Source organism: Streptomyces sp. NPDC059452, assembly GCF_042750035.1.
GTDB lineage: Bacteria > Actinomycetota > Actinomycetes > Streptomycetales > Streptomycetaceae > Streptomyces.
The window spans coordinates 57,868-81,170 of the sequence record NZ_JBHYVE010000024.1 but is presented as its reverse complement, the minus strand read 5'-3'; the positions used below and the strand labels follow the sequence as shown (position 1 = coordinate 81,170).

The window sequence follows — 23,303 nt, the reverse complement described above, 5'->3', positions numbered from 1 at the left end:
GACGGCGGGAGTGGCTCGGGCTCTTCGTCCTCATGCTCCCCACCCTCCTGCTGGCCCTCGACGCGACCGTGCTGAACCTCGCGGTTCCGCAGATCAGCGCGGACCTGCGGCCCACCAGCGCCCAGTTGCTGTGGAGCGTGGACATCTACGGCTTCATGATCGCCGGTCTGCTGGTGACCATGGGCACCCTGGGCGACCGCATCGGCAGGCGCAGGCTGCTGATGATCGGGGCGCTCGGCTTCGGTCTCTCCTCGGTCCTCGCCGCGCTCTCCACCAGTCCGGAGATGCTGATCGCGGCACGCGCACTGCTCGGTGTCACCGGCGCCACGCTGATGCCCTCGACGCTGGCCCTGATCAGCAACATGTTCAAGGACCCCCGGCAGCGCGGGGTCGCCATCAGTATCTGGGTCACCTGCTTCTCCGTCGGTGTCGCCGTCGGCCCGGTGCTGGGCGGTGCGCTGCTGGAGTGGTTCTGGTGGGGCTCGGTGTTCCTGCTCGCCGTGCCGGTGATGGTGCTGCTCCTGGTCGTCGCGCCGGTCCTGCTCCCCGAGTACAGGGACGCGGACGCCGGGCGGCTCGACCCGGCCAGTGTGGTGCTGTCCCTGGTGGCGGTGCTGCCGGTGATCTACGGGATCAAGCGCCTGGCCGAGCACGGCCCGGGAGCCCTGGCGTTCGGCTCCCTCGCGGCCGGCCTGCTCTTCGGCGTGGTCTTCGTCCGGCGTCAGCGGGCGCTGGCCGATCCGCTGCTGGACCTGCGGCTCTTCGCCGACCGCGCGTTCGGCGCCGCACTGCTGGTGCTGCTGCTCGGCCTGGGTCTGATGGGCGGGCTCTACCTGTTCATCACGCAGTACCTCCAGCTGGTCGAGGGCCTGTCGCCGATCGAGGCGGGGCTGTGGCTGCTGCCCGCGGCCGGGGCGCTGATCATCGCCTCCTCGCTGACGCCCGCCGTCGCCCAGCGGGTCCGTCCCGGGTACGTCGTCGGCGGCTCCCTGCTCCTCTCGGTGCTGGGGTACGGCCTGATCAGCCAGGTCGGCAGCGACGGAGGGCTGCCGCTGCTGGTGACCGGCTTCGTGCTCGTCTACACCGGCATCAGCCCGATGATGGTGCTCGGTACGGACCTGGTCGTCGGCTCCGCACCGCCGGAGAAGGCCGGTTCGGCCGCCGCCATGTCGGAGGCGGGCATGGAGTTCGGTATCGCGCTGGGCATCGCGGGCCTCGGCAGCGTCGTCACCGCCGTGTACCGGGACGAGATCACCGGCGCCCTGTCCCCGGACCTGCCCGCCCCGGTGGCGGACACGGCCCGGGACACGCTCGCCGGTGCCGACTCCGTGGCCGGGAACCTGTCCGGCCCGGCGGGCACCGAACTCCTGGACCGGGCCCGGGAGGCGTTCACCAGCGGCCTGAACATCGCGGCCGGGCTCGCGGGCGTCATCGTGATCGTGCTCGCCGTCGCCGCGATCGTGCTGCTGCGGCACATCCCGGCCGGGGGCGAGGCGGTGGAGGCCCCGGGGTCTCCGCCGCGCACATGATCGGCGAGCGGCGGACGGCGGGGACGCCCCCGCACAGCCAAGCCCCCGGATCGGCCCCGCCCGCGCTGCGCGCACCCCCCGGCGACCTTACTGTCTGTCCTGAAGTCGCCACAGAAGGTGCCGAGGTGCCAGAAGGGCGGCGGGCCGCCCGCCCCGCCCCCGTACAGGAGGAGCCCATGCCGGAGCTGTTCATCGACGGCCGGTGGACCACCGCCGCCGACGGGGGGACGCGGGAGATCCGCTGCCCCGCCGACGGCACCCTGGTGGCCACCGTCGACGAGGGCGGGCCGAAGGACGCCGAAGCGGCCGTCGCCGCCGCGCGCCGGGCCTTCGACGACGGGCCCTGGCCCGGTACCCCGGCCGCCGAGCGCGGGCGGCTGCTGCTGCGGGTCGCGGAGCTGCTGGAGCGCGACAAGGACACCTTCGCTCGGGCGGAGTCGCTGGACACCGGAAAGCGGCTGGTGGAGAGCGCGTACGACATGGACGACATCGCCAACTGCTTCCGCTACTTCGGCAACCTCGTCGCCGCCGGGACCACCGACCGGGTCGTCGACACCGGGATGCCGGACGTGGACAGCCGGATCGTGTACGAGCCCGTCGGTGTCTGCGCGCTCATCACCCCGTGGAACTACCCGCTCCTCCAGACCGCCTGGAAGGTCGCCCCGGCGCTCGCGGCGGGCAACACCTTCGTGCTCAAGCCCAGTGAGCTGACCCCGCACACCGCCGTCCTCCTCATGGGGCTGCTCGTCGAGGCCGAGCTGCCGGAGGGGGTGGCCAATCTGGTGCTCGGGGCGGGGGCTGCGGTGGGGGCTCCGCTCAGCGAGGACCCACGCGTGGACATGGTGTCGTTCACCGGCGGGCTCGTCACCGGGCGGGCCGTCATGGCGGCCGCCGCGCCCTCGGTGAAGAAGGTCGCCCTGGAGCTGGGCGGCAAGAACCCCAACATCGTGTTCGCCGACGCCGACTTCGAGACCGCCGTCGACTACGCGCTGATGGCGGTCTTCCTCCACTCCGGCCAGGTCTGCTCCGCCGGGGCCCGGCTCCTGGTCCAGGACGAGCTGCACGACCGGTTCGTGGACGAGCTGGTCGCGCGGGCCCGCCGGATCAGGCTCGGCGGCCCCTTCGACGAGGACGCCCGCAGCGGCCCGCTGATCTCCGCCGCCCACCGCGACAAGGTCGAGACGTACGTGGCCGAGGGGATCGCCGAGGGCGCCGTACTGCGCTGCGGGGGCGCGCGGCCCGAGGATCCCGCGCTGGCGGACGGCTTCTACTACCCGCCGACCGTGCTGGACGAGTGCCGCTCGTCCATGTCGGTGGTGCGGGACGAGTCGTTCGGGCCGGTGCTCACGGTGGAGCGGTTCCGGGACGAGGACGAGGCGGTCCGGCTGGCCAACGGCACGGTGTACGGGCTGGCGGGCGCGGTCTGGACGCGGGACGGCGGGCGTGCCCACCGGGTGGCCGCGCGGCTGCGGGCGGGCACCGTGTGGATCAACGACTTCCACCCCTACGTACCGCAGGCGGAGTGGGGCGGTATGAAGCAGTCCGGTTTCGGCCGTGAGCTGGGGCCGACAGGGCTCGCGGAGTACCAGGAGGCCAAACACATCTGGCGCAATGTCGCCGCGACCCCGCAGCGGTGGTTCGAGTGAGTACGAATACGGGTCCGGGGCCCGACCCCGTACCCGGGAACAGGCCCCGGGACCGGACCCAGACCCAGCACGACGACGACGCGCTCGGTGAGCTCGGCTACCGCCCCGAACTCCGGCGCACCCTCGGCAACTTCCACACCTTCGCCGCCGGGATCAGCTACATCTCGATCCTCACCGGCACCTTCCAGCTCTTCTACTTCGGCGTCAGCTTCGGCGGCCCCGCCTACTGGTGGTCCTGGCCGATGGTCTTCTGCGGGCAGCTGATGGTGGCCCTGTGCTTCTGCGAGCTGGCGGCCCGCTATCCGGTGGCCGGTTCGGTCTACAACTGGGCCAAGAAGATGGGCGGCCCGCACGTGGGCTGGCTCGGCGGCTGGATGATGATGACGGCCACCATGGTCACGCTCTCGGCGGTGGCGCTGGCCTACCAGATCACGCTGCCGCAGATCGACGGCTGGTTCCAGTTCATCGGGGACGGCAGCGGCCAGAACGACCAGGCGGCCAACGCGGTCCTGCTCGGCACGGTGCTCATCCTCTTCTCCACGCTGGTCAACGCGTTCGGGATCAAGCTGATGGCCCGGATCAACTCCGCGGGCGTCTTCATCGAGCTGATCGCCGCCGTCGCCCTGATCATCTTCCTGGGCGCCCACATCACCCGGGGGCCCAGCACCGCGCTGACGGAGACGTACGGGCTCGGCAGCGGCACGAACCTGGGCTACCTCGGCGCCTTCCTCACCGCCTCGCTGGCCTCCGCGTACGTCATGTACGGCTTCGACACCGCCTCCTCCCTCGGCGAGGAGTCGCACAACCCGGGCCGCAACGCGCCCCGCGCCATCCTCCGGGCGCTCATCGCGTCGTTCACCATCGGCGCGTTCATCCTGCTCTTCGCCCTGCTGGCCGTGCCGGACCTGCACGCCGAGGAGCTGTCCACGGGCGGGCTCCAGTACGTGGTGCTGGCGACGCTCGGCGAGACCATCGGGGAGATCTTCCTCTGGTCGGTGGTCGTCGCGATCACCATCTGCGTGCTCGCCGTGCAGGCGGCCGGTATCCGGCTGATGTTCGCCATGGCCCGGGACAACAACCTGCCCGCCGGATCGACGCTGGCCAAGGTCAGCCCCCGCTTCCAGACGCCCGTGGTGCCCGCCGTGCTGATCGGGGTGGTGGGCGTGGTCATCCTGGTGGTGAACATCAACCAGCCGCAGATCTTCTCGGTGATCACCAGCATCGCGATCATCATGATCTACGTGGCCTATCTGCTGGTCACCGTGCCCATGCTGCTGCGCCGGCTGCGCGGCACGTGGGAGCCGCGCGAGGGCGCGTTCTCACTGGGCCGCTGGGGGCTGCCGGTCAACGTCCTCGCGGTGCTCTGGGGCACGGCGATGTCCATCAACCTGGCCTGGCCGCGCGCCGAGGTCTACAACGCGACGGGCCCGCAGCACTGGTATCTGCGGTGGGGCGCGTTCCTGTTCATCGGCGTCGTCGCGCTCGGCGGCTTCGCCTACTACTGGTTCGTCCAGCGGCACCGTACGGGAGTGCTCGCCGAGCACCGCGTCCTGGCCGAGGACCCCACCGTTCCGCCGACCCGTCCTTGAGTCCTGGAGACGCGATGCCCGCAGAGAGCAGCCCTGTGCCCACGTACGACTACGTCGTGGTCGGCGGCGGTACGGCAGGTGCCGTCGTCGCCGCCCGGCTGACCGAGGACCCCGCCATCACCGTCTGCGTCCTGGAGGCGGGCCCCTCGGACGTGGGCGACGAGAGCATCCTGCGGCTGGACCGGTGGATGGCGCTGCTGGAATCCGGTTACGACTGGGACTACCCGGTGGAGCCGCAGGAGTACGGCAACAGCTTCATGCGCCACGCCCGCGCCAAGGTGCTCGGCGGCTGCTCCTCGCACAACTCGTGCATCGCGTTCTGGGCCCCGGCCGAGGACCTCGACGAGTGGGGCGCGCTGGGCTGCACCGGGTGGAGCGCGGCGGACTGCTTCCCGCTCTACCGGCGGCTGGAGACGAACGACGCGCCCGGCGACCACCACGGCCGCTCGGGCCCGGTCACCCTCCGTACGGTCCCGCCCGACGACCCGTGCGGTACGGCCCTGCTGGCGGCCTGCGCCCAGGCGGGCATCCCCACCACCCCGTTCAACACGGGCACCACGGTGCTCAGGGGCGCGCACTGGTTCCAGATCAACGCCCGCGAGGACGGCACCCGGGCCTCGGCCTCGGTCTCGTACCTGCATCCGGTCCTGGGCAAGCGGCCCAACCTGGACGTACGGACCGGGCTCCAGGCGAAACGGCTGCTCTTCGAGGGCGAGAACGGGCAGCGGTGCACCGGAGTGGAGTATCTGGAGCCCGACACCGTCCACAGCGGCAGGGTGCACGCCCGGCGCGAGGTGGTCGTGGCCTGCGGGGCGATCGACTCCCCCAAGCTGCTGATGCTCTCCGGGATCGGCCCGGCCGGACATCTGCGGGAGACCGGGATCGACGTCCGGGTGGACTCCCCCGGTGTCGGCTCGCACCTCCAGGACCACCCCGAGGGCGTGATCATGTGGGAGGCGAAGCAGCCCATGGTCACCGCCTCCACCCAGTGGTGGGAGATCGGCATCTTCGCCGACACGGAACCGGGGCTCGACCGGCCGGACCTGATGTTCCACTACGGCTCGGTGCCGTTCGACCTGAACACCTACCGGCGCGGCTACCCCACCTCCGAGAACGCGTTCTGCCTCACCCCGAACGTCACCCGGGCCCGCTCCCGGGGCACGGTCCGCCTGCGCACCCGGGACTTCCGGGACAAGCCCCGGGTCGATCCGCGCTACTTCACCGACGAGCACGACGTACGGGTGATGACGTACGGGCTCCGGCTCGCCCGGGAGATCGTGGCGCGGCCCGCGATGGCCGCCTGGGCGGGCGCCGAGCTGGCCCCGGGGCCGGGCGCGACCACGGACGCCGAGCTGTTCGACTACATCCGCGAGACCCACAACACCGTCTACCACCCGGCGGGGACGGTCCGGATGGGCGCGGCGGACGACCCGGACTCCCCGCTCGACCCACAGCTGCGGGTCAAGGGCGTCACCGGGCTGCGGGTGGCGGACGCGTCGGTGATGCCGGTGCTGACCACGGCCAATCCGTGCATCACGACCATGATGATCGGCGAGAAGTGCGCGGACCTGATCAAGGAGAGCTGACCGGCCACCCTCTTCGTTCGCACACCTGTACGAATAACGTTACGCTCGTTCCATGGCCGTCCACCTCCAGACCTCGCTCTTCGACCAGGGGGACGAGATCGCCGTCCGCCCTCTGAGCGGGCTGCGCCGCGAGCAGCTCGGCCACGGCGCCTGGATCGACGTGCTCCCGCAGTGGCTCCAGGGGGCCGACGCCCTGTTCGAGGCACTGGCGGGCGGTGTGACCTGGCGGGCGGAGCAGCGGGTCATGTACGAGCGCGTGGTGGCCGTGCCGCGCCTGCTGGCCTTCTTCGGCGACCGGGACCCCCTCCCGCACCCCGCGCTCGATGCCGCCCGTACGGCGCTGAGCGCGCACTACGGGGCCGAGCTCGGTGAGCCGTTCACCACGGCGGGGCTCTGCTACTACCGGGACGGCCGGGACGGGGTCGCCTGGCACGGTGACACGATCGGCCGGGGCTCGACCGAGGACACCATGGTCGCGATCGTCTCCCTGGGAGCCCCGCGCCATCTCGCGCTGCGGCCCCGCCGTCCGGGCCCCGCCCCCGTACGCAGGCCCCTCGGGCACGGCGACCTGATCGTGATGGGCGGCAGCTGCCAGCGCACCTGGGAGCACGCGGTCCCGAAGACGGCACGGGCGGTGGGGCCGCGGATCAGCGTCCAGTTCCGGCCGGCCGGGGTGCGCTGAGCCCACCGGGCCGCCCCCCGGAAGCCGCCCCGCACACCCCGCACGCCCCGATCGGCCGTGCCACGGGCGTACCGCAGTTGTGCCGACCGGGGGCAGGGCGGATTCTGAAGACCATGGACCAGGCCGGTGTGGCGCGGTGAGCGCGACCAGAGCGGCGGACGCCGCCGACTTCCGTGGCCCCCTGGACATCTCCAGGGCGGCCACGGTGGTTCTGGACGGCCGGGACACCGTCGTCGGGTGGAGCCCCGCCGCCACGGAGCTGCTGGGTTACGAGGCACGGGAGGCCGCGGGACGGCCCCTGAGCGCGTTCCTGTCACCGCTGCCCACTGACGGGCCCCTCCCGGCGGCCACGGACCGCCGGGGCCCGCCGGACCACCCCCGCCCCGGCCCGCCACCCCCGGGCAATGAGATCCGTCTCGCGCGTCACCGGGACGGGCGAGAGCTGCTGGTGGCCACCATCATGTGCCCGCTGGCGGGTGCGGCGGCGGGCGGGCCGGGCGGCGAGGCGCCGGGGCGGGTGCTCGTGGCGGCCGAGCTGGGGGCGCTGCGGCAGTGGGAGTCCCGGCTCGCGCTGCTCCAGGGGCTCGCCACCCAGTCGCCCGTCGGTCTGGCGATCTACGACACCGAGCTCCGGCTGACCTGGAGCAACACCGCCTACGAGCGGGAGATCGGCCGGCCGCTCGCCGAGTACCTGGGGATGCGGGCCGACGAGCTGTACTCCGGCGGCCGCTTCGTCACCCCTGGGTACCCCTCGACGCTCGACGCCGTGATGCACCACGTGCTCGACACCGGCGAGCCCGTCCTCGACCTGCACTTCCAGGGGATCCCGCCCAGCGACCCGGGCACGGAGCACCTGTGGTCGTGCTCCTACTACCGGCTGGAGGACGCCCACGGGCATGTCTTCGGGGTCTGCGAGGACGCCTTCGACATCTCCGACCGGTACCGCGCCCAGCAGCGCCTGGCCCTGCTCGTGGAGGTCGGCCGGCGGATCGGCACGGTCCTGGACGTGGTCACCACCGCCGAGGAGATCGCCGAGGTGACCGTGCCGGAGTTCGCCGCCGCCGTACGGGTCGATGTCGCGCGGGCGACGGTGATGACCGGGGAGATCCCGGCGGCCGGGAGTTCGGCGGCCATGGACCTCCTGCGGGTCGGTGAGCACTCCGTGCCCCCGGGGGTGCCCGACGCGGCACTGCACCCGGAGGGGCCGGGGAGCCCGGCCAACCGCTACCCCCCGGTCACCTATCCGCCCGGCTCGCCGCAGGACCGCAGCCTGGCCTCCGGCGGTCTGGTGCTCGACGACAACGTCCTGGTGGTCCCGTTGCGCGTCGGCGGCAGCGTGCTGGGGCTCGTCACCTTCGTACGCGGTCCGCGCCCCGACCCGTACGAGCGTGCGGTGACCCACGGTCCGGCCACCACCTTCGACAACGGCGAGGTCGCCCTGGCCGACGAGCTGGCCGCCCGCGCCGCCGTCTGCATCGACAACGCCCGCCGCTTCACCCGCGAACGCTCCGCCTCCCTCGCCCTCCAGCGGCAGCTGCTGCCCCACCATGTGCCCCCGCAGTCGGCGGTGGAGATCGCCTACCGCTATCTGCCGTCGGACGATGTGACGGGGGTCGGCGGCGACTGGTTCGACGTGATCCCGCTCTCCGGGACCCGGGTCGGCCTGGTGGTCGGGGACGTGGTCGGCCACGGTCTCCAGGCGGCCGCCACCATGGGACGGCTCCGCACCAGCGTGCGCGCCTTCGCCCAACTGGACATGGCCCCGGACGAGTTGCTGACCCGGCTGGACGATCTGGTGGGGCAGCCGCTGGAGGAGCGGCCGGGCAGCCGTGACGGCCCGGCCTCGGACGCGTACGACGAACTGACCACCGGGGCGACCTGCCTGTACGCCGTGTACGACCCGGTCTCGCGGCGGTGCGTCATGGCCCGCGCCGGGCATCTGCCGCCGGCGGTCGTACACCCCGACGGACACGTCACCTACCCGGACCTGCCGGCCGGGCCGCCGCTGGGTCTGGGCGGCCTGCCCTTCGAGTCCATGGAGATCGAACTGCCGGTGGGGAGCCTGCTGGCGCTCTTCACGGACGGCCTGGTGGAGGCGCGCGACCACGACATCGACCAGGGGCTGGACGCGCTGGGCCGGGTGCTCGGCGACCCCGGCGCCTCGCTGGAGGATCTCTGCGACCGAGCCGTCTCCACGCTGGTGCCGGACGCCACGACCGCCGACGACACGGCCCTCCTCCTGGCCCGCACCCGTCAGCTGGACGCCTCGCGGGTGGCCGAGTGGGAGCTGCCCGCCGAGGCGGTGACCGTGAGCCGCGCGCGCGAGCTGACCACTCGTCAACTGGCCGCCTGGGGGCTGGAGGAGCTGTCCTTCGCGACCGAACTGGTCGTGAGCGAGCTGGTCACCAACGCGGTCCGGTACGGGGGCGGGCCGCTGCGGCTGCGGCTGATCCGTGACCGCACGCTGCTCTGCGAGGTGGCGGACACCGGCCACACCTCGCCGCACCTGCGCCACAGCGCGGAGGACGACGAGGGCGGGCGCGGGCTGTTCATCGTCGCGCAGCTCGTCCAGCGGTGGGGGACGCGCTACACCCCGGCCGGGAAGACCATCTGGACGGAACAGGCCTTCCCCTCGGTCGACTTCGGCTGATTCCGATCACTTTCCCCGGCCTCCGCGGGCCCTTTTGTTGACAACCCAATCATTCTTGGACTTAGGTGTGCCTTACCTAAGTCGACTGGGTGTCCGTGGTCCTGGTTCCGATGCCGAGAAAGGTGCTCATTCGATGAGTGCTGTTCCCTCCACCCGTACCGTCGCCCGCACGGGCCTCGCCGTCCTCTCCGCCGCCGCTCTGGCGCTCTCCCTCGCCTCCCCCGCCGCCGCCGCGACCGGGACCCGCACGGTCTCCGTCGGGGGCACCACCTACAACCTGTCGCTGACCGCCCCCGACACGGCGAACGCCACGGGGCAGAACATCACCGTCACCGGCAGCGGGTACAACGTCGGCCAGGGTGTCTACGTCAGCCTCTGCGTGGTGGACGGGGAGCAGGGTGCCAACAAGCCCTCCCCCTGTCTCGGCGGCCAGGACGAGTCCGGCACGACCGGAGCCTCCCACTGGGTCTCCAGCCTGGGCGGCGGCCTCCCCAACACCTCGCCGTTCGGCGCCGGCGGCACCTTCAGCGTGCAGATACACGTCAAGGCCGACCTCGGCGGCGGCAACGTCTGCGGCGACACCGTCGACTGCGCCATCGTGACCCGCGCCGACCACACCAACACCAACGAGCGCGGGTACGACGTCCACACCCCGATCGACTTCGTGTAGGACCCACCACCAGCCGTCCGCCCCACCAGCCATCGGCCCGGCCCCGGCGCTCCTCGCCGGGGCCGGGCTCCCCGCGTCGTGACGAGGAATGACATGACACCCACTCCGGGCACCCCGCTCTCCGGCCCCGGCAGACCACGCGGCCCCCGCGGAGCCGCCGGACTAGGCCGCCGGGCCGGTGCGGCGGCCGTCGCCGCCCTGCTGCTCGCGGCGATCCCCGCGGGCGCCGCGAGCAGCGCCGACGCCGGTACCCCCAAGAGCGCCACCGGCCCCAAGGGCCAGAAGCTCACCGTCTCGGCCACCACCGGGCTCGACCCGGCGAGCGAGAAGGTCCGGGTGACCGGCGAGGGGTACGGCCTCACCACCGGCATCTACGTCGCGCTCTGCAAGGACAACGGGGCGAACCGGGTCCCCTCCCCCTGCCTCGGCGGCGCCGACATGAGCGGCGGTTCGAAGAACTCCCAGTGGATCGTGCCCCCGGGCGACCCGTACGAGGGCGAGCTGGCCTCGCCGTTCGGCCCCGGCGGCTCCTTCGACGTGGAGATCGAGATCCGGTCCAAGGGCGACGGGCTGGACTGCGCCGACGTACCGTGCTCCGTCGTCACCCGGGCCGACCACCGCGCGAGCGGCGACCGTACGCAGGACGTGCGCATACCCGTCACCTTCTCGGACCAGGAGCCCGGCGAACCGGGCGGCGTGGGCGTCGACGTACCCGCCGGGACCGTCTCGTACAAGCCGGTCGCCGACTTCACCTCGGCGGGCAAGCCGCTGGACCTGCTCCTGCACCCCGACTCCAAGAAGCTGTACGTCGGTGCGGACAACCTCCCCGACACGGCCGACGTCGACGAGCGCGGCCTGTATGTGCTCAACCCGCAGGACGGAAAGGCCGAGAGCTGGATCAGCCAGGCCCCCGGCCCCACCGGAGAGCTGCGCGCCTCGACGGCGGCACGGATCTCCGGCCCGCTGCCGGACGACGGCGTGGTCTACAACTACCCGCTGCGGGGCGTCGGTTCCGCCAAGTCCGGTGACGCGGCCGCCTCGGGCGTCTGGCTCGCCGGGACGACGATCACGGAGATCGCCCCCGGGACGGCTCCGGGCACGGTGCTGATCGCCCAGGGCGCGAAGCTCTCCGAGATCGAGACCGCGACCGGTACGGCCACCCGGAGCCTCACGCTGCCGGGCGGCAACCGGTTCGCCGCCGATCACGCCCGGGGCGCGCTGTGGTTCACCGACTTCACGGCCGGGAAGCTCCACCGGGTCGACCTCGTGTCGTTCTCCGTGACGGCCTCCTTCGACCTGCCGGGCACCGACTGGATCGCCGGATTCACCGCGGCGGACCCGGCGAGCGGTGCCGTGTGGGTGGGCGTCGGCCGGTCCGTCCTGGTCTTCGACGCCTCGGGCACGCTGGTGCAGACGCTGCCCGGCAAGGACCTGGCCCGGGACGCCGCCTTCGACCCGCGGACCGGCCGCGCCTTCGTCGTCTGGCAGGACGGCGGGAACCTCTCCGAGCCGGCCAACGACAACAACGGCACCCTGACGGTGTACGACACCGAGAGCCTCGCTCCGGCGGCCACGGAGCTCTCCCTGCCCGGGAACCACTCGCAGGCGGGCGCCGCCTCGCTCGCCGTGGAGCCGGGCGGGGACACGGTCTTCGTGACCAGCCCGGCCGAGGGGAAGATCACCCGGCTCACCCGGCAGGTCTCGCCCCTGGTGACCCAGGCGCCCGCCGACCGCACGGTGCGGGCCGGGGAGGAAGTGGCCCTGACCGCCCGCACGGAGGGCACCCCGGAGCCCACGGTCCGCTGGCAGGTCTCCACCGACGACGCGCAGACCTGGCGGGAGCTGGACGGCGCCACCGAGCCGGTGCTCACGTTCACCGCGCGGACGGCCCAGGACGGCTACCGCTACCGCGCCGAGTTCCGCAACGACGTCGGCACCACGCGTACGGCCCCGATCACGCTGACGGTCACCGCGGCGACCGGCGGCGGGGACAGCGGTGGGGACACGGGTGGAGACACAGGCGGTGACAGCGGCGGGCCGGGCGACTCCTCAACCGGCGGCTCGGACACCGGCGGTGACGGATCGACAGGTGGTGACTCGGCGGGCGGAGCTTCGACGGGTGACGCCTCCACGGGCGGCTCCTCCGTCGGCTCCGCTGCCACGGGCGGCGGCGACAACTCCGGCGGTACGGGCTCGGCCGGGGCCACCGGAGCCACGGCGGGCGGCGGTTCCGTCGGCGGCGGAAACGGCGTGGAGACGACCTCCGGGGGCGGTCTCGCGGCGACCGGGATCACTGTGATCTCGGTAACTCTCCTTGCGGCAGCGCTCCTTGGCGGCGGGCTGCTGATCCACCGACAGGCCAGGAGGCGCACGACCGGCCTCGCCTGACCCCGTGGGCGCCCCCTTCCACCCCGGGCGGGCCGCCCACGGACCACGAACCCCCTGGCTGCGCAGGTCGCCGCCAGGGGGTTCGCGCGTTGGGACCGGCGTGCGCCGGAGCGAGAGCCTCCGCCTGCGGCCGCCGGGGGCCGCACCGCACAAGCGCTTGCGGACATGTTGATCCGTCAACAACCGTCCGCCACAAGCGAGATCGCGCGCTTCCGGCGCATCGCGGGTGCCCGGCCCGGGCCGTCTGAACTTCACGAGAACTCCAGCGAAATGGCACGTGTGTGGATATCGTGCACCGAGCGAGGGCGCATCCGTCTGTCCATGGGATCGACGGATGCGTCCCGTTTGGGGTGCGACTGTGACTGGGGGGTTCATGGGGCATGTCGAAATACCGGAGACTGACATATCCGGGCCGGTGGGGCTCCGGGGCGCGCCGCGCCCCCGCACCGCCGCGTCCCGGAACCGTACGGCCGCCCTGGAACAGCTCTGGAAGGCCCCGACAGCACAGCGCGACCCGGCAGGAAGGGCTCCGGCCCGCAGGAAGCCGGGGCACCACCCGTCGCTCGCCGCACTGACCGACCTGGTGGGCCTGGCCGGCCCGGCCTGGCTGCTGCTGCACCTCGGCGAGCAGCCCCGGCCGTGGCTCGCCGCCGCGGTGGCCGGTCTGGTGTGGACCGGGTTACGCGGCGCACGCGGCCGGTACGCGGACCCGGTGCGGCCCGGGCCGGGCGGTCCGCTCGGCTCCCTCGGGGACTGGCTGGTGCTCCTCGGGGTGCTCGCCGTCCTGCACGCGGCGGCGGGGGGCCATGTCGACCCGGCGACGGCCGTCGTGGCCGTGGCGCCGGGGCTGCTGGCCGCCACCGCCGTGGAGGGGCTGCGGCACCGGCTCCATGCCGCACGGCGCGGCCGGGCGGTCCGCCGGGTGCTGCTGGTGGGCGAGGCGGCGGGCCTGGACCGGGCGGCCGCGGAGCTCGGCTCCCGTACGGATCAGGGCTATCAGCTGGTGGCCGCGATCCCGGTCGGGCCCGACCGGCCGACGCACGAGGGCGTGCAGGTGCCGGGGCGGCTCGCCTCGTGCCCGGCGGACGACGATGTGACGACGGTCCTCGGCGGGGCCTACGCCCATGAGGCGGACCTGGTGCTGGTGGCTCCCGGGCCCCGGCTGACCGGGGACCGGCTGCGGCGGCTCGGCTGGGGGCTGCACGACGCGGGCGTCGCCCTCTGCGTGCTCTCCGAGCTCTCGGGCGTCGCGGCGTCCCGGGTGCGCCCGGTGACGGTGGCCGGGCTCACCCTGCTGCACATCGCCCCGCCGCTGCGCGGGGGCCCGCAGGGGGTGCTCAAGGCGGTGCTGGACCGCTTCGGCGCCCTGTTCGGGCTTCTGGTGCTCGCCCCGCTGCTGCTCGCGGTGGCGCTGAGCGTACGGCTCTCCTCGCGCGGCCCGGTCTTCCACCGGCAGGTCCGCCAGGGGCAGCACAACCGGCCGTTCACCATGTGGAAGTTCCGCACGATGGTGGCGGACGCGGAGGCGCGCAAGGCCCAGCTCGCCGAGGCCAACGAGGTCGACGGTCCGGTCTTCAAGATGCGCCGGGACCCCCGGGTGACGCCCGTGGGGCGGGCGCTGCGCCGGACGTCCATCGACGAACTCCCGCAGCTCTTCAATGTGTTGCTGGGTCAGATGTCGCTGGTGGGGCCCCGGCCCCCGCTGCCCGAGGAGGCGTCCCGGTACGACGAGCGGGAGCACCGCAGGCTCGCCGTGAAGCCGGGGCTGACCGGGCTGTGGCAGGTCAGCGGGCGCTCCGACCTCTCCTGGCAGGAGACGGTCTCGCTGGACCTCTGGTACGTCGACAACTGGTCCGTGGCCACGGACATGGGACTCCTCGCCCGTACGGTGCGTGCCGTCACCGACGGCCGCGGGGCCTACTGAGGGCGGCGGGCGTGCGGATACGAGGAGGGGCCGCGGTTCGCCGCCGCTCGCGCGGCGGCGAACGGTCAGGCGGCGGGCGGGAGTTAGCCGAGCCACCAGGCGTAGGTACGGGCGATGCCGTCACGCAGCGGGATCTGCGGCTTGAAGCCGAGGGAGGTCAGGCGGGAGACGTCGAGGAGCTTGCGGGGGGTCCCGTCGGGCTTCGAGGTGTCCCAGCCGATCCGGCCCTGATAGCCCGTCACCTCGGCGACAGTCTCGGCGAGTTCGCGGATGGTGAGGTCCTCGCCGCAGCCGATGTTGACCGGCTCGTCACCGTCGTACGCCTCCAGCAGGCGGACACAGGCGGCGGCCAGGTCGTCGACGTGAAGGAACTCGCGGCGCGGCGATCCGGAGCCCCAGAGGGTGACCTCCGGCGCGCCGTCCCGCTGCGCCTCGTGGAAGCGGCGGATCAGCGCGGGCAGGACGTGCGAGGTCTCCAGGTCGAAGTTGTCGCCGGGCCCGTAGAGATTGGTGGGCATGGCGCTGATGTAGGAGGCGCCGTACTGCCGCCGGTAGGACTGGGTCTGCACGATGCCGGCGATCTTGGCCAGCGCGTACGCCTCGTTGGTGGGCTCCAGCTCCCCGGTGAGCAGCGACTCCTCGCGGATCGGCTGGGGGGCGAGCCGGGGGTAGATGCACGACGAGCCGAGGAAGAGCAGCCGCTCGGTCCCCGCCGCGTGCGCCCCGGCGATCACGCTGAGCTGGATGCGCAGGTTGTCCTCCAGGAACTGCACCGGGTAGGTGCTGTTGGCCATGATCCCGCCCACCTTGGCGGCGGCCAGCACGACCGCGTCCGGGCGGATGTCCTTCAGATACGTCTCGGTCCGCGCGGCGTCGCGCAGATCGAGGAGGTCCCGGCCGCGGGTGAGCACCTCGTGGCCGTCGTCGGCGAGGCGGCGGGCCACCGCCGAGCCGACCAGACCGCGGTGGCCCGCGACGAATATGCGGGAGCCCGGGCGCAGTAGGGGGCGGGCGGATTCCTGGGGTGGGACGGGGAGTTCGGTCGTCATGGCTCGGATTGTGCCAGCAGTAAGGGACTGCGGTGATGTTTTGCCGCAGAACGCTCCAATTCCGATATGTCGGTGACCTGTTCGTCGCACGGACGGACAGCAGAGAAGGGGGAATCGTGGCGAAGACCGCGCTCATCACCGGAGTGACCGGCCAGGACGGCTCGTACCTGGCGGAGCTGTTGCTCGACAAGGGATACACGGTCCATGGCCTCATACGCCGCTCGTCGAGCTTCAACACCGAGCGGATCGACCACATCTACCAGGGCCCCGAGGAGCCGGAGCGCTCCTTCGTCCTGCACCACGCCGACCTCTCCGACGGGGTGGCGCTGGTGAACCTGTTGCGCGACATCCAGCCCGACGAGGTCTACAACCTGGGCGCCCAGTCCCATGTGCGGGTCTCCTTCGACGCCCCGCTCTACACGGGTGACGTCACCGGGCTCGGCACCATCAGGCTGCTCGAAGCGGTCCGGGCCAGCGGGATCGAGACCCGGATCTACCAGGCGTCGTCCTCCGAGATGTTCGGCGCGAGCCCGCCGCCGCAGAACGAGAAGACCCCGTTCCACCCGCGCAGCCCGTACAGCGTGGCGAAGGTCTACTCGTACTGGGCGACGGTCAACTACCGTGAGGCGTACGGCATGTTCGCCGTCAACGGGATCCTGTTCAACCACGAGTCGCCGCGCCGCGGGGAGACCTTCGTGACCCGGAAGATCACCCGGGGGGTGGCCCGGATCAAGGCCGGGCTCCAGGACCGGCTGCACCTGGGCAACCTGGACGCGGTCCGGGACTGGGGGTACGCGCCGGAGTACGTGGACGCGATGTGGCGGATGCTCCAGTGCGACACCCCTGACGACTACGTGGTGGCGACCGGCGAGGGGGTCAGCGTCCGGCAGTTCCTGGAGTTCGCCTTCGAGCACGCGGGCCTCGACTGGGCCGAGCATGTGCGCTACGACCCGAAGTACGAACGCCCCAGCGAGGTCGACGCGTTGATCGGGGACGCCTCCAAGGCGGAGGAGCTGCTGGGCTGGAAGCCCGAGGTGAAGTCGCGCGAGCTGGCCCGGATCATGGTGGACGCGGACATCCGGCAGCTCTCCGACCAGCTGACCGGGGCCGCCGTCCGGGTGGACAGATGAGGGCGCCGGGGCGGCCCCCCGGGGTCCTGGGCCGACTGCGCGGCGGGGTCCTCACCGCGGTCCTCGCGCTGGCCGCCGGGGTGCTCGCCCCGGTGGCCGCCGCGCCCCCGGCCGCCGCGCTGACCCCGCCGGTCGCCTTCACCGCCGACCATCTGCCCACGTACCAGACCAACGGGATCGTGTGGACGCTGGCGGAGGCGAACGGGGTCGTCTACGCGGGCGGCACCTTCTCCGCCGTCCGCCCGGCGGGTTCGGGCGGCGGCTCCACACCCGCCGTCAACTTCGCGGCGTTCAACGCGGCGACCGGGGCCCCGGTGGGCTGCTCGCTCTCCTTCACCCGGAACAGCGGCACCGCCACCGTGCGGGCGCTCGCCGTCTCGCCGGACAGGTCGACGCTGTACGTGGGCGGTTACTTCAACGCGGTCAACGGGACGAGCGCCAACGGGCTGGTCGCCGTCGACACCGCCACCTGCACGCGGCGGGCCGGGTTCTCGCCCGGCTTCTCGGCGACGGTCCGCGCGCTGGACGTGGCGGCGGACGGCACGGTCTACGCGGGCGGCGACTTCCAGTCCGTCAGCGGGCAGACCCGGCGCTTCTTCGCCGCGGTGACCCCGGCGGGCGCGGTCACCGGGTGGAATCCGAACGCGGACGACCCGGGCCGGACCCTGAAGGTGACACCGGACGGGCGGTCGGTGCTGATCGGCGGGGACTTCTTCACCGTGGGCGGCGCCGACTCCCATGCCATCGCGGTGGTCAGCGCCACCACCGGGTCGCTCACCCGGGGCTATCCGAACAACTTCATCCCGTCCACCGCCGTCATCAAGGACATCGTCACGGACTCCGCGTCCGGCGGCTGGTACGCGGCGGGCGAGGGCCGGGGCGGCAACTCCTTCGACGGCCGCCTCGCGATGGAGCTGGACGGCTTCGGCCAGCGCTGGCGGGACACCTGCCAGGGCGCGACGCAGGCGGTGCGGGTCTACAAGGGGGTGCTCTACGCGGCGAACCATGTGCACGACTGCTCGTCGATGGGCGGCTTTCCCAACCAGGCGCGCAAGCACCTCACCGCGCAGCGCGTGGACGATCCGGCGCTGCTGGGCTGGCTGCCCGACACGAACGACGGGATCGGGGAGCCGGTCGGGCCGCGTGCGCTGACCGTCTCCTCGCGCGAGGGCCGTGACTTCCTGTGGGTGGGCGGGGAGTTCACCACGGTCAACGGGGTGGCGCAGCAGTCGCTGACCCGGTTCGCGAACGGCCCGGACACCGGCTCGCCGAGCACGCCCGCTGCCAGTGTGTCGGCGCCGCGCGCGGGTGAGGTGCGGGTGAGCTGGCGGTCCTCGCTGGACCTGGACGACAGCCTGCTGACGTACCGGGTGTACCGCAACGGGAGTTCGGCTCCGGTCCACACGACGACCGGCTCGTCCCTCTTCTTCAGCCACCCCCAACTGACCTTCACCGACCGGAACGTGGTCGCGGGGCAGACGTACTCCTACCGGATCACGGCGACCGACGGCGCGGGCAACACCAGCGCACTCTCCCCCGCCGCCTCCGTGACCGCGGCCTCCGCCGCCTCCCCCTACCAGGAGCGGGTGCTGGCCGACGGGGCCGATCTGTACTGGCGTTACGACGAGCCCGGCGGGGCCTTCGCGGCGGACGCCTCGGACAGCCGGAACGGCGGGGTGTACGTGAACGCCCCGACGTACCGGTCCACGCCCTCGGCCGTCGCCGGTTCGGCCGCGCTCTCGCTGAACGGCAGCGACGAGTACGTGTACAGCGACCGGCTGCACCGCTACACCTCCCCCACCCCGTACTCCGTCGAGACGTGGTTCCGTACGACATCGACGCGCGGCGGGCGGATCGTCGGGTTCGGCAACAACATCGGTACCGCACAGGGCCATACGAGCTCGATCTCCGACAAACTGCTCTACCTGACGGACAACGGGCGGCTCGCCTTCGGTGTCCAGGTGGGCAGCACCAACAGCCGCCCCACCCTGACCGGTCCGGCGAGCTACAACGACGGCCGGTGGCACCACGCCGTCGCCACCCAGGGGCCGGGCGGCATGACGCTGTACGTGGACGGGGTGCGGGTCGCCTCCAACACGACGGCGGGGAACCGCTCGTACAACGGGTACTGGCGGGTCGGCGGTGACGCGATGCACAGCGCCTGGCCGAACCGGCCCACCAGCACCTACTTCGCCGGGCAGGTCGACGAGACGGCCGTCTACCCCTCCGCACTGACCGCCGCCCAGGTCGCCGCCCACCACCGACTGGCCCAGGCGCCCGCCGCGCCGGGCCCCACCGACAGCCACACCGGGGCGCCGCTCACCGGCACCCGGACCGAGTCGGCGGTCACCCACGACACCCGGCCGGCGCTTCCCGCGTCCGGGCCGGGGATCCATACCGGCGCAACCGCCGTCTCCACCGGCCCTTCGGTGGAGCTCATCGCGTCGGCACCGGGCGGGGCCCTCGGCCCCGCCTACCCACTCGTCCCGGCCAGCGGCGGGACGAACCGTCCGCGTGGCTGGCCGGGCGAGGCAGGATCGGCGGCCTTCCGGCCGCAGCACGAATCTCACCTTCGGAGCTGAATGATGAACGAAAGCACGGGGCAGAGAACCGGAAGGCGGGGCCGTGTCCGGGCCGTCGCCGCCGCTCTCGGCCTACTCGCCGGAGCCCTGTCCGCGACCGCGGCCGGGACCGCCCCGGCAGCGGCGCTGACCCCTCCGGTGGCCCTCACCGCGGACGATCTCTCCACCTGGCAGACCAACGGCATCGTCTGGGCCATGGCGGCCGGCGACGGCGTCGTCTACGCGGGCGGCACCTTCTCCACCCTGCGGCCCCCCAAGGCCGCACCCGGCACCAACCAGCAGCCCGCGGTGAACTTCGCCGCGTTCGACGCGGCGACGGGGGCGCCCACCGACTGCTCGCTGTCGTTCACGGTCTCCTCGGGGACCGCGACCGTACGCTCGCTGGCGCTCTCCCCCGACGGGAACACCCTGTACGCGGGCGGGCAGTTCGGGGCGGTGAACGGGATCGGGGTCAGCAACATCGCGGCCATCGACACCGCCACCTGCACCGTCCGCAACGACTTCAAGATCTCCGTCTCGGCCACCGTGCGGGCGCTCGCCGTCACCGCCGACACGGTCTATCTGGGCGGGGACTTCAGCACCGTCGGCGGCCAGACCAGAAGCAGGTTCGCGGCCGTCAGCACCGCAGGCGCCGCCCTGCTGCCGTTCACGGCCAACGGCGACGAGGTGGGCCGGGCCGTCGAGGTGACCCCGGACGGACAGCACGTGCTGCTCGGCGGTGACTTCTTCCGGATCAACGGCACCAACACCCACGCACTGGCCGTGGTCGACGCCACCACCGGTCAACTCACCAAGTCCTACCCGGGGTTCATCCACGACCGGTCCACGGTGATGGACATCACCACCGACGCCACCGGCTTCTACACGGCCAACGAGGGCACCGGCGGCGGGGTGTTCGACGGCCGGATCGCCCTGAACCTCAGCGACTTCCAGCAGCGCTGGCGGGACACCTGCCTGGGCGCCACCCAGTCGGTGGCGGTCTACTCCGGTGTGCTCTACAGCGGCAGCCACGCCCATGACTGCTCCTCCATGGGCGCCTTCCCGGACCAGCCGCGCAAGCACCTGCTGGCCCAGTCGGTCGACGACCCGACGCTGCTGCCGTGGTTCCCGGACACCAACGACGGCATCGGTGAGCCGGTCGGGCCGCGTGTGATGGCCCAGACCGGCAAGGGCGACCGCCACTACCTCTGGGTCGGCGGCGAGTTCACCACCGTCAACAGCTCCCCCCAGCAGGGGCTGACCCGGTTCTGGGACGGTCCGGACACCGGGGCGCCCTGGGTGCCCAACGTCAGCCTGTCCACGCTGACCCCGGGGCAGATCGACGTCAACTGGCAGACCAGCTTCGACACCGACGACGGGGAGCTGACCTACCGGATCTACAAGGACGGCTCGTACACCCCCGTCCACACCACGACCGGCTACTCCGTCTTCTGGAACCGGCCGCAGCTGAAGTGGACGGACACCGACGTCGTACCGGGCCAGACCTACTCGTACCGGATCACCGCGAGCGACGGCACCAACACCAGCGCCCGGTCCCCCGCCCAGTCCGCCACCGTGGCGACCGGCACCCAGGCGTACCCGGCCCGGGTCAGGGCCGACGGGGCCTCGCTCTACTGGCGGTACGACGAGGGCATCTCCACCTTCGCCCACGACAGCAGCGACAACCTCAACAACGGGTTCATGCGCAACTCCCCCTCCTACCGGCAGACCCCGGCGGCCGTCGCCGGACCGTCCACCGCGATCGGGTTCAACGGGACCAACCAGTACGCCTACAGCAACCGGCTCCACCCGCACCCGGCCCGGTTCACGGTGGAGACCTGGATCAAGACCACCACCACCCAGGGCGGCCGGATCATCGGCTTCGGGAACCTGACCCAGCAGAACAGCACCCGCCACGACAAGCTCGTCTACATGCGCAACGACGGACGGCTCCAGTTCGGGGTGCGCAGCGGCTCGGCCCGTACGATCGCCACCTCGGCGGCGTACAACGACGGCCAGTGGCACCATGTCGTCGCCACCCAGGGCCCCTCGGGGATGGCGCTCTACGTCGACGGGCAGTTGCGCGCGTCGAGCATCCTGTACACCACCAACGACAACTACCCGGGGTACTGGCGGGTCGGCGGGGACAACCTCTCCGGCTGGCCGAACCGGCCGACGAGCAACTTCTTCGCCGGACAGATCGACGAGACCGCCGTCTACCCGACCGCACTGACCGCTTCCCAGGTCAGCGCGCACTACGCCCTGAGGAACAGCTGATCCGATGAGGTACCCGTTCCTGGCCGGCGCCGTCACCGTCCTGACGGTGGCGGCGCTGGCCGCCTGCGGCTCGTCCGCGGACGGGAACGGTCCGGAGGCCGCGGGCGCCCAGCGCCCCGCGGCCTCCGGGCCCGCCGTCCCCGGCCCGTCCACCGAGGCCTCCGACCCGCCCGCGACACCGACGGCACCCGCCCCGCCCAAGGCACCCGCGGAGCCCGCCACCGAGGATCCGGCGGCCCCCGGGCCGCCGTCCGCTCCCGCCGCCACCGCCGAGGGCCCCAAGACACCCACCGACCAACTCACCCCCGCCACCGGGAGCTTCACCAAGAAGCAGAAGGAGTACCTGGAGGACCGGGTGCCCCAGGGCATGGACCCGGCCGCCGTGCTCCAGACCGGGCAGGAGACCTGCGACAAGCTGCGCTATCTGGTCAGGGTCGACCGGGACACCGCCGTGGGCGCGATCGCGACCGAGGAGATCACCGACGCCCCGGCCGCGGTGGCGGGGCTCTGCCCCCAGCACCAGGACCTGGTCGACGAGGCCGCGTACGCCTATCCGGACGGCACCCACACCGGGAAGGCGCTGCGGCCGGGCGTCTACCGCTCCGCCTCCCCCACCACGAACTGCTCCTGGCAGATCGAGGGCGCGGGCGGGAAGGAGCTGGCCTCCGGGAGCTCCGACACCGGCAAGTCCCGGAAGATCACGATCCCGAAGTCCGCCCGCACGTTCACCTCCACAGGCTGCTACGCCTGGCTGGCCGAAGGAGCCAAGGGATGACCGCTGGTAAGAGGAAGCTGCCCATAGCCGTGGCGATCCCCACGAAGAACGAGGGCCTGAACATCGCCGAGGCGGTGAAATCGGTGCTCGGCCACTTCGAGGCGGTCGTCGTGGTGGACTCCCACAGCACCGACGACACCGTGAAGATCGCCGAGGAGTGCGGGGCCGAGGTGATCACGTACACCTGGGACGGTGGCCACCCCCGGAAGAAGCAGTGGTGCCTGGAGAACGTCCGCACCGATCTGGACTGGATCCTGCTGCTCGACGGGGACGAGCGGCTCAGCCCGGGGCTGCTGGCCGAGCTGCGGGAGACCTTCCGCGATCCGGCGGCGCCGAAGCCCGCCGCGTACGACATTCCGCTCGGCTACTGGTTCTCGGGGAAGCGGCTGCGGCACGGATACACCATCCGCAAGCGGTCGTTGACCGACCGGACCCGCTGCCACTACCCGGAGGTCGGGGACCTGGACGCGCCGGGGATCGGGGAGGTGGAGGGCCACTACCAGCCGGTCGCGGCGAGTGTGGGGACGCTGGAGCACTCCATCGAACACCAGGATCTCGACCCGGTGACCGCCTGGTTCGAGCGGCACAACCGGTACTCGGACTGGGAGGCCTGGCTGGAGCAGCACCCCGAGGTGAAGGAGCAGGTGCGTCAGGTCAAGTCGCGCCAGGGGCAGTTGTTCCACAAGGCGCCGTTCAAGCCGGTGGTGTCGTTCGCATACATGTACCTCTACCGGCGGGGCTTCCTGGACGGCCGGGCCGGGTTCGACTTCGCGCTGGCCATGAGCTTCTACCGCTGGCAGATCGCCCTCAAGTCCCGTGAGAAGCCCGTACGTTGACGGGCCGGGCC

The 23,303-nt window shown here is 72.4% G+C and carries 15 protein-coding genes; 14 read left to right on the top strand and 1 reads right to left on the bottom strand.

What is annotated here, in order from left to right; translation table 11 throughout:
- The first annotated feature begins 32 nt into the window (after window positions 1-32).
- The 9 genes from ACFW9Z_RS27680 (at window position 33) to ACFW9Z_RS27640 (ending at window position 14,664) form a co-directional block, all read left to right on the top strand.
- Window positions 33-1,529, top strand: coding sequence for an MFS transporter (locus ACFW9Z_RS27680; protein ID WP_384645330.1), 1,497 nt, complete (start codon window positions 33-35; stop codon window positions 1,527-1,529).
- Between the two features lie 176 nt (window positions 1,530-1,705).
- Complete coding sequence (locus ACFW9Z_RS27675; RefSeq protein WP_384645288.1) at window positions 1,706-3,175, top strand: aldehyde dehydrogenase family protein; 1,470 nt, start codon at window positions 1,706-1,708, stop codon at window positions 3,173-3,175.
- On the top strand, window positions 3,163-4,764 hold the full coding sequence (locus ACFW9Z_RS27670; protein ID WP_384645287.1) for an APC family permease: 1,602 nt from the start codon (window positions 3,163-3,165) through the stop codon (window positions 4,762-4,764). The genes ACFW9Z_RS27675 and ACFW9Z_RS27670 overlap by 13 nt, the downstream gene beginning before the upstream one ends.
- 14 nt (window positions 4,765-4,778) lie before the next feature.
- On the top strand, window positions 4,779-6,350 hold the full coding sequence (locus tag ACFW9Z_RS27665; protein WP_384645286.1) for a GMC family oxidoreductase: 1,572 nt from the start codon (window positions 4,779-4,781) through the stop codon (window positions 6,348-6,350).
- Between the two features lie 52 nt (window positions 6,351-6,402).
- Window positions 6,403-7,032 (top strand): alpha-ketoglutarate-dependent dioxygenase AlkB, encoded by a 630-nt coding sequence (locus ACFW9Z_RS27660; protein ID WP_384645285.1) that lies wholly within the window; start codon window positions 6,403-6,405, stop codon window positions 7,030-7,032.
- A 136-nt stretch (window positions 7,033-7,168) separates the two neighbouring features.
- Window positions 7,169-9,682, top strand: coding sequence for a SpoIIE family protein phosphatase (locus ACFW9Z_RS27655; RefSeq protein WP_384645284.1), 2,514 nt, complete (start codon window positions 7,169-7,171; stop codon window positions 9,680-9,682).
- A gap of 133 nt (window positions 9,683-9,815) precedes the next feature.
- Window positions 9,816-10,352 carry a hypothetical protein gene (locus tag ACFW9Z_RS27650; protein WP_384645283.1) on the top strand — a complete coding sequence of 179 codons (537 nt, stop codon included), beginning with the start codon at window positions 9,816-9,818 and terminating at the stop codon, window positions 10,350-10,352.
- 93 nt (window positions 10,353-10,445) lie between these two features.
- Window positions 10,446-12,740 carry a hypothetical protein gene (locus tag ACFW9Z_RS27645; protein WP_384645282.1) on the top strand — a complete coding sequence of 765 codons (2,295 nt, stop codon included), beginning with the start codon at window positions 10,446-10,448 and terminating at the stop codon, window positions 12,738-12,740.
- A 373-nt stretch (window positions 12,741-13,113) separates the two neighbouring features.
- Entirely contained in the window at window positions 13,114-14,664 is a 1,551-nt protein-coding gene (locus tag ACFW9Z_RS27640; RefSeq protein ID WP_384645281.1) for a sugar transferase, read from the top strand.
- An 83-nt stretch (window positions 14,665-14,747) separates the two neighbouring features.
- Here ACFW9Z_RS27640 and ACFW9Z_RS27635 read toward each other — a convergent pair whose 3' ends face one another.
- The gene (locus ACFW9Z_RS27635; protein WP_384645280.1) at window positions 14,748-15,713 is read right to left on the bottom strand and encodes a GDP-L-fucose synthase family protein; all 966 of its coding nucleotides are present in this window, start codon (window positions 15,711-15,713) and stop codon (window positions 14,748-14,750) included.
- A gap of 116 nt (window positions 15,714-15,829) precedes the next feature.
- Between ACFW9Z_RS27635 and gmd the strand changes: the two genes are divergently transcribed.
- From gmd to ACFW9Z_RS27610, 5 genes are read left to right on the top strand one after another with little or no spacing between them, the layout of a single operon-like run.
- A complete protein-coding gene (gmd, locus tag ACFW9Z_RS27630) occupies window positions 15,830-16,843 on the top strand; it encodes a GDP-mannose 4,6-dehydratase (protein ID WP_384645279.1) in 1,014 nt (337 codons plus the stop codon).
- A complete protein-coding gene (locus tag ACFW9Z_RS27625) occupies window positions 16,840-19,425 on the top strand; it encodes a LamG-like jellyroll fold domain-containing protein (protein ID WP_384645278.1) in 2,586 nt (861 codons plus the stop codon). The genes gmd and ACFW9Z_RS27625 overlap by 4 nt, the downstream gene beginning before the upstream one ends.
- Complete coding sequence (locus ACFW9Z_RS27620) at window positions 19,426-21,681, top strand: LamG-like jellyroll fold domain-containing protein (protein ID WP_384645277.1); 2,256 nt, start codon at window positions 19,426-19,428, stop codon at window positions 21,679-21,681.
- A gap of 4 nt (window positions 21,682-21,685) precedes the next feature.
- The gene (locus ACFW9Z_RS27615) at window positions 21,686-22,456 is read left to right on the top strand and encodes a hypothetical protein (protein ID WP_384645276.1); all 771 of its coding nucleotides are present in this window, start codon (window positions 21,686-21,688) and stop codon (window positions 22,454-22,456) included.
- Window positions 22,453-23,292, top strand: coding sequence for a glycosyltransferase family 2 protein (locus tag ACFW9Z_RS27610; RefSeq protein WP_384645275.1), 840 nt, complete (start codon window positions 22,453-22,455; stop codon window positions 23,290-23,292). Before ACFW9Z_RS27615 ends, ACFW9Z_RS27610 begins: the two co-directional genes overlap by 4 nt.
- Window positions 23,293-23,303 lie beyond the last annotated feature (11 nt).

Bases quoted from the DNA above. Each gene is read 5' to 3' on its own strand.
- ACFW9Z_RS27640 (WP_384645281.1), top strand. From the start codon at position 13,114: ATGGGGCATGTCGAAATACCGGAGACTGACATATCCGGGCCGGTGGGG.
- ACFW9Z_RS27650 (WP_384645283.1), top strand. From the start codon at position 9,816: ATGAGTGCTGTTCCCTCCACCCGTACCGTCGCCCGCACGGGCCTCGCC.
- ACFW9Z_RS27675 (WP_384645288.1), top strand. From the start codon at position 1,706: ATGCCGGAGCTGTTCATCGACGGCCGGTGGACCACCGCCGCCGACGGG.
- ACFW9Z_RS27660 (WP_384645285.1), top strand. From the start codon at position 6,403: ATGGCCGTCCACCTCCAGACCTCGCTCTTCGACCAGGGGGACGAGATC.
- ACFW9Z_RS27680 (WP_384645330.1), top strand. From the start codon at position 33: ATGCTCCCCACCCTCCTGCTGGCCCTCGACGCGACCGTGCTGAACCTC.
- ACFW9Z_RS27620 (WP_384645277.1), top strand. From the start codon at position 19,426: ATGATGAACGAAAGCACGGGGCAGAGAACCGGAAGGCGGGGCCGTGTC.
- ACFW9Z_RS27615 (WP_384645276.1), top strand. From the start codon at position 21,686: ATGAGGTACCCGTTCCTGGCCGGCGCCGTCACCGTCCTGACGGTGGCG.
- ACFW9Z_RS27645 (WP_384645282.1), top strand. From the start codon at position 10,446: ATGACACCCACTCCGGGCACCCCGCTCTCCGGCCCCGGCAGACCACGC.
- ACFW9Z_RS27665 (WP_384645286.1), top strand. From the start codon at position 4,779: ATGCCCGCAGAGAGCAGCCCTGTGCCCACGTACGACTACGTCGTGGTC.
- ACFW9Z_RS27635 (WP_384645280.1), bottom strand. From the start codon at position 15,713: ATGACGACCGAACTCCCCGTCCCACCCCAGGAATCCGCCCGCCCCCTA.
- ACFW9Z_RS27610 (WP_384645275.1), top strand. From the start codon at position 22,453: ATGACCGCTGGTAAGAGGAAGCTGCCCATAGCCGTGGCGATCCCCACG.
- ACFW9Z_RS27625 (WP_384645278.1), top strand. From the start codon at position 16,840: ATGAGGGCGCCGGGGCGGCCCCCCGGGGTCCTGGGCCGACTGCGCGGC.